Origin of the sequence: Algoriphagus alkaliphilus, from assembly GCF_900103735.1 — a bacterium.
Taxonomy (GTDB): domain Bacteria; phylum Bacteroidota; class Bacteroidia; order Cytophagales; family Cyclobacteriaceae; genus Algoriphagus; species Algoriphagus alkaliphilus.
On the sequence record NZ_FMXE01000060.1, the window covers coordinates 1 to 6985 of the forward strand.

Sequence of the window (6985 nt, forward strand, 5' to 3'; positions counted from 1 at the left end):
TACCCGCAGTCGCCCTTCCCCTTTGGTTTTGTAAAAGGAGTAACCCAAGAATTTTATCTTGGATATCGGGGCTGTTTGGCTTTTATCCCTGTTCACTTTTAGGAACAGTTTCCCCTCTATGAATCGGATAATCGATTCCATTATCCGCTCTGCACTCCGTTTGCTTTTGCACAGTATGACCATATCATCTGCGTATCGTACAAACTTGTGACCTCTGCGCTCCAACTCCTTGTCCAGTTCATTGAGCATAATGTTACTCAGCAAGGGACTCAGTGGACCCCCTTGTCTTAAGCTAACACTCCCTACTGCCAAGCGTGTTCGGGACTTTCACCCTAGAGCTATCGCCCATGCCGGGCACACAACCACAAAAGCCTCCGGAGAACCGGAGGCTTTTGTGGTGTAATGTTGGCTGTCAATCCAGTTTCTACATCGTGTCTACTTTCTTCTGTCTGCCGGTGTAGCCGTAGGATGACTTGCCCACTCTGAGTTCTGTGCGGCGGTTCAGCTGGTGCATCGCCGGGGTGCAGGTCACCTGATCGCAGTCATGAATCGGCTTGGTCTTGCCAAACCACTGTGACTCCAGTCTGTTGTCTTCCACCCCTTTGTTTTTCAGGTAGTCCTTCACTGCCTGTGCTCTGCGCTCGGACAGCTTCTGATTGTATGGTCCGTCGCCGCGCTGATCGGTGTGCCCCTCGATGTACAGCATCAGGTTGGGCATCCGCTTCAGCATGATCGCCGTGCGCTCCAGCTCTGTCTTGTGCACCGATCTGAGCATCGCCTTGTCAAAGTCAAAGTAGATCGTCGGAATGTCGTTGATCTCCTCCTGAATCTTTTCAAAAATGTCTTCCGGCTCGCAGAAGTCCATGTCCTTCAGCTCCTGGGGAATGTCATATTGCTTGGTCGGATCCGGGAACGCCTCCAGCACCAACTCCGATCTTCGGTTCAGCTGATGGTTCTCCTCCTTACACGGCTTGCCGTTCCCGCAGTCGTTGGTCAGCTGGCTTTCCCCAAACCACTCCAGTCTCACCCGGTCCGAGTTAATTCCTTTGCCTCCCAGGTATTCGGTCACCGCCTTTGCCCGGTTGTTGGACAGCGTGATGTTGTATTCGTCACTCGCTCTGGAGTCGGTATGCGAAGCCACCAACAGGTCCAGGAAGCTGTACTTCTTCATCAGCTCGGCAAGTTTGTCCAATGCCGGCATCGCGTCTCTGCGGATCGCAAACTTGTCCAGGTCGTAGTACACAATGTCCACGTGCACCGGAAGCTGATACGGGATCGGCACCAGTCTGTATTCTCTTTTCAGCGTGTCTCCCGCAAAACCCTTGGTCGTAATGCTCTCATCGGTCAGCGGGAAGTAGCCCGGCTTGGAAATCGTAATGCCAAAGTCACTCTCCGGCTCCACCTGGGCCGTCAACTCGCCTTTGCCATTTCTGGCAGTCGGAACAATTATCCCTTGGGTCTTATCCCGGAAGGTCGCCAGGTAGCTCTCGGTGATGATCGCCCCGTTGCAGTCCAATACTCTGGCCAAAAACTGCTTGTACATCTCCTTGGCCATGTAAATATCATCCAGTCCCTGCCCGCCTTTCCGGTTGGAGGAAAGGTAAACCGTCCTGTCTTTTCCTTCTCTGTAGGCAAAATCATCTCCCAGCGAGTTTACCGGCGTGCCCATGTTTCGGACTCCGCTGATCGCTGTGGGCGTATAATTCGCCTCAAAAATGTCCATCCCTCCCAGCCCTTTGTGGCCTGTGGATGAAAAGTAAAACCGGTTGTCCTTGCGGAACGGATGCGTCTCATTGCCTCCCGTATTCACCTCCGGACCCAGATTCACCGGGGTGCCGAAGACCATGTTTTCATCATATTCCGAATAATACAGGTCATACCCCCCCATGCCGCCAGGCATATCCGAACTGAAGTACAAGCGCTTTGCTCCCTCGTCCACAAACGGATGCATCATTGCATACCCGATCGAATCGTTGTAGGGAAACGCCGTGAAGCCTTCCAGACTTCCGTCAGGACCCACTTTGCTGTAATATATCTCCGGCTGTACAACAATGTTCCGCCGCTTCTTCACCTTGCCGATCGAACGGGTCACCGAATAAAACAGCAGGTTTTGGCTTGCCCCATAGCTCGGATCCGAAAAATGCATCGTATTGGGCACATTCGATACCACCTTACTCACCTTCCCGTCCTTATCCTGCTGATACACCGAAAAATAATTCCTGTCAGAGGCATCGCTCTTCTCCTCACTGAACAGCTTGTTTCGCCCGTCTATCCGGATGCCCGGCATACGGGTCGGAAAACTCCCCCCCCTGTCGGATACAAAATACTTCATTCCCTTCGCATCTTCCACGTAGGAAAAATCCGCCTCCGAAGAGTTTACCCCTTCCATCGGCTCCACTTTCAGCTTCCTTGCACTCACAGGAATACTCGCCGGGGACACGCCCAGACTGTCGGCACTCAAACCCTTCGCTTCGATGATCGACTTGGCCTCCTCAAAGTTGTCCGTCAAAATCCCCATCCGAAGCAAGGCGGTGTAGGCCTCTTCCGTGGCTTCTTCATAGCCCACCGCAGTCTTCCACCACGCATAACTCTGTCCGTAATCACGTACCTTCTCCTGAGCCAAAGCCGTCTTTCGGGCCGTCTCATAGTTGGGCTTCTTTGCATACGCCTCCTTATACATGTCCAGCGCATGCTGGTAGTTCATCAGACCCATCTGATCGTCCGCATAGCGAACCTTCGACTGCTGTGCTTCTGACCCGTAAACCGCTCCCAAAAACAGGACCGCCGTAATTCCAAGTATCGTCAATGTCTTTTTCATAATCAGAACCATCTTTGGTTTTTCATAGTTGCAGTTCGAGGTATCATGTAGAAGCCTACCGAAAACTCGTGCGAGTTGTGTCTGTAATCCTGAAGCACGTTCAGACTCTGATCATACGCATAGCCCAAACGCAGTCTGTCTGTGGCAAAAATCTCGATGATCCCCGCCACCGCATTCCGCTTGGACAGGTTTGAATCCAGCTGGTCGGCCCACACATTCACATTCGAACGGTAAGATGCCCCAACCCACAGCCGCTCGAAAAACAGAAACATCCCGTTGATGTCGTAGTTGGTCCGAGCTCCCTGTACCTGCTTGATCAAAAAACTCGGCTTAAAGCCCACATTGTCCGACAGGGTCAGCATCGCCCCCGCTGTCAGGTAGTAGTGGAAGTCATGGTAAGCCAGTGCCATGTCTTCTTTCTCCAGCGCCTTCCTGCCGATCATGTTGTACACACTGAAGCCCGCATAGAACTTGTCCGTGTTGAAAAACAGACCCGTGTTCAGGTTCGGCGTGAACATGTTCACCCTGCCCCCGGGAATCAACTGATCGTTCGGATCATTCGGATCCAGACGGTCCCCGTCCATCACGTATTCCGATACCCCGACACTCGCTCCCATCCCCAGAAAACTCTTGCTCCCCGTCTGGATGCGATACGCATACGTCACCAAACCGCTGGTCGTACTAGCCGGTCCCTGCTGGTCTGACAACAGCGAAAACCCGAAGCCCATCGTCCCCTCGTTGGCACTCAGATCCGCAGTCACCGTGAACGTCTTGGGCGCTCCGGGAAAATCCAACCACTGACTCCGGTACGTAGACTGGATGTAGGGCTCTCCCTTGTAGCCCGCATATCCCGGATTGACGTGCAACCCGTTGAAGATATACTGACTGAACTGCGGGAGCTGCTGCCCAAAAGTCCCTCCGGTGGCGAGCAGCGCCACCAGAAAGGTCATTCCTATGATTTTAAAAGTCGTTTTCATGTGCTTGTGTTTTGCTTGTCCAACGGCCACATGGAATCTCGCAGGGTTGTTGATCACCTCTGGATCCAACATTTTGGTCATGCTCGATTTCATAGCGCTTTATGATTATTCTTTGATTACCTGAATCCATCCCTTGAACTCCGATGTAGTACCCTGCGCATCGGTCACAACCAACACATAGTAATACGTACCCGCTACCTGACCGGGAGCATCCCAGTCGTTGCCGTAGTTGTCACGTTCAAGGACGTGGTCTCCGTACCTGTTGAAGATTACAATTCTGTTGCTCGCATACTTGCTCAGACCCTGAATCTCAAACCTGTCATTCTTGCCGTCTCCGTTTGGAGTAATCACATTCGGTATCCTGAACGGCTCGATCTGCGTCTCGGCACTCGCCCGGTTATCATCAGGGGTCAACTCGTCTTCTGACGAACTCACCACCGCGGTGTTCACCACTCTGCCCGCTGCTCCGGCCTTCACACGGATTCGGACCGTCACCGACTTGCCCGCGCCCAGAAACGGTATGGCGAAACTTACATTGTTCCCGCTTACCGTCGCTGTCACCGTCGATCCGCTCGTATTGGCTGTCACCGTGAAGCTCTGGTAAGTCACTCCCGCAGGAAGGTTGTCTGTCAGCACCACGTTGGTCGCATCGGTCTGGCCCACATTGCTCACCACCAACTCGTAGTCGAACAAGTCGCCCTCAAAGACTCTGTCCTGCAGTGCCCTCTTGGTCACCTTCAGATCCGCCTGATCGTTCAGTATCCTGAAGAAGACCCGTGCATCGTCGCTGTTCGACGGATTCACCACTTCCCGGAGTATATATTTTAACGTATAGTCCCTGATCTCATTCACCTTCGGAATCAGGCTCAGCTCTCCGTTGTCATTGATCAGCAAACCGATAATGCCGTCCAGCTCCGTGAATTCAAAGTCCACATCCGCAGGATCAGGACGCTGTCCCTTCAACCGGTCGTTGTCCAGAATATTGCCGATCCGGCCACCGTAGCTGATAAAGTAAGATCCAAAGTCGTCATCGTTGGCAATAATCTCATTGGCTCCCACGCCCACAGTCACTTCATCCCGGTCTTCAATCTCTTCCTCTGATGGTGTCTTCGCCTTAACCGTAGCCACGTTCACCAGTGTTCCCTTTTCCAGATCTTCCACCGTCACCGTATAGCTCGTCTCCAGCGTCGCCGATGCACCCGGCGCAAGGCTTCCGATATTCTTGGCAAAGCCTGTCAACGGATCTGTTACCGTCACATCACTCAGCACAACGTTACCCGTATTGCTAACCGTCAGCGTATAGACCACCACTTCACCCGCTTCGCGGATCTCAGTCTTGTCCACTTTCTTCTCGATCAAAATCCCCGGAAGCTGCGTGATCGGCGTGGTCACCTCATCACTGGCTGTCGGATTGTCATCCCCCTGACTCGGACTCTCTCCTGTGGCCGTCGTCTCGTTGGTCACACTGCCCTTGTCAACATCCTCCTGGGTCACCACATACGGAGACGTATCCACCGACTTGCTCTCTCCTGGCTTCAACGTCCCAATATTGATCACCAAGCCGGTCTTACTGTCCACAATCGTTACGTTCTCCAAAGTCACGTTACCCGTGTTGGTCACCGTGATCGTGTACACTATCTCCTGACCCGCCTTCGTGATTACCGCATCATTGTCCGTAATGTCTACCGTGATGCCCGCACTCTGAACAGCCCTTACCAACGCTTCGTCCTCCGAACTTACTCCCGTCTCATCCGGTCCCTGAGCCGTAACCACCGCCACGTTCACTATCGATCCGCGATCCATGTCCCCCTGAGTTACCGTGTAACTGGTCGTCAAGGACTGACTGCCTCCCGGTATCAATGTCCCAACCGTCTGGTTCAATCCAGTCAATGGATCTACTAACGTCACATTACCCAACGTCACATTACCGCTGTTGGTCACCCTCAACGTGTAGGTGATTACATCTCCCGCAGCGTTAACAGTACTCACATCCGAAGTCTTGGTAATTGAAATATCACAGTTAAATATCGTCAGCGTTACAGGGGTTCTGCTGTTGCTCACGCAGCCCGTTTCACTGTTCACTGCTTCAGCATAGTAGGTTACTGAGCCTACCGAACTTAGCGTAGGATTTTGTACTACTGAACCTCCAACTGAGGCACTGTACCAAACAATGTTGAATCCTCCAGGAACACTTGCTGTCGCAGTCAAGCTTTGAACATCTGAACTTGCGCAAGCAACCTGATCGCCTCCGCTAACCGGAGCAACTGGAGCAGGTAAGATTGTAAGGGTAACTGGAGTTCTAATCAAACTAGCACAATTGCCATCCACAGTCTGGGCATAGTAAGTAATTGATCCAATAGTATTCAAAATTGGATTTACAACCACATCTCCACCTACAGCTGCATTGTACCAAACTAGAGTTCCAGGAGCTGAAGCAGTGGCTGTCAATGTCTGAACAGGGAATGAAGCGCAAACCACCTGATCTCCTCCGCTAACTGGCGAGGTTGGACCCTGAACGATGGACAATAAAACAGGGGTTCTTGTCAAACTTGAACATCCTGTCTGAATATTTACAGCCTCGGCATAGTAAGTAACACTTCCAACTGCACTTAATGAAGGATTTGCAACCACACTTCCGCCAACTGGGGAATTATACCAAACTACATTGAATCCAGCTGGTGCTGTAGCCGAGGCTACTAGGTTTTGAGCCTCAATTGTTTCACATACAACTTGGTTGCCACCACTAGTTGGAGCTACAGGAGCTGCATTGATAGTCAACGTAACCGGAGTTCTTGTCAGACTTTCGCAATCAGTCTCATTATTCACTGATGCTGCGTAGTAAGTCACACTTCCTACACTACTCAGGCTTGGGTTCGCTATGGTCACATCACCGTCTGCTGTGGTGTACCATACAATGCTGAAGCCTTGTGGTACTGTAGCACTTGCAGTGATAGACTCTGCATCCCCCTCGCAGATCGTCACATTAACCGGACTGGTCGGTGCGGCAGGTGCTGCAAGAATTGTCAGCGTTACAGGAGTTCTTGTCAAACTCTCGCACTCTGTCTCATTATTTACCGAAGCAGCGTAGTAGGTGATTGTTCCTACTGTGCTCAGGCTTGGACTTTCTGTAGTCACATCTCCATCTGCTGTGGTGTACCATACAATGCTGAAGCCTTGTGGTACTGTAGCA

At 52.0% G+C, this 6985-nt stretch carries 5 protein-coding genes; 1 reads left to right on the forward strand and 4 read right to left on the reverse strand.

Translation table 11 applies throughout. From position 1 onward, the window contains the following. Window positions 1-249: reverse transcriptase domain-containing protein (locus BLQ81_RS21565; RefSeq protein ID WP_245693338.1), on the reverse strand; the 249-nt coding region annotated here is incomplete at its 3' end. 1 nt (window position 250) lies between these two features. On the opposite strand from BLQ81_RS21565, the gene BLQ81_RS22550 reads away from it, so the two are divergent. After that, window positions 251-403, forward strand: coding sequence for a hypothetical protein (locus BLQ81_RS22550; protein WP_217636703.1), 153 nt, complete (start codon window positions 251-253; stop codon window positions 401-403). A 21-nt stretch (window positions 404-424) separates the two neighbouring features. Here the strand turns inward: BLQ81_RS22550 and BLQ81_RS21570 are convergent, their stop codons facing one another. The 3 genes from BLQ81_RS21570 to BLQ81_RS21580 form a co-directional block, all read right to left on the reverse strand. Beyond that, a complete protein-coding gene (locus BLQ81_RS21570) occupies window positions 425-2818 on the reverse strand; it encodes an OmpA family protein (protein WP_245693339.1) in 2394 nt (797 codons plus the stop codon). 2 nt (window positions 2819-2820) lie between these two features. After that, entirely contained in the window at window positions 2821-3795 is a 975-nt protein-coding gene (locus BLQ81_RS21575; protein ID WP_092735153.1) for a PorP/SprF family type IX secretion system membrane protein, read from the reverse strand. Between the two features lie 105 nt (window positions 3796-3900). Next, the coding region (locus BLQ81_RS21580; RefSeq protein ID WP_092735150.1) for a DUF7507 domain-containing protein at window positions 3901-6985 on the reverse strand (3085 nt) is incomplete at its 5' end.

Bases quoted from the DNA above. Each gene is read 5' to 3' on its own strand.
- BLQ81_RS21575 (WP_092735153.1), bottom strand. From the start codon at position 3,795: ATGAAAACGACTTTTAAAATCATAGGAATGACCTTTCTGGTGGCGCTG.
- BLQ81_RS21570 (WP_245693339.1), bottom strand. From the start codon at position 2,818: ATGAAAAAGACATTGACGATACTTGGAATTACGGCGGTCCTGTTTTTG.
- BLQ81_RS22550 (WP_217636703.1), top strand. From the start codon at position 251: ATGTTACTCAGCAAGGGACTCAGTGGACCCCCTTGTCTTAAGCTAACA.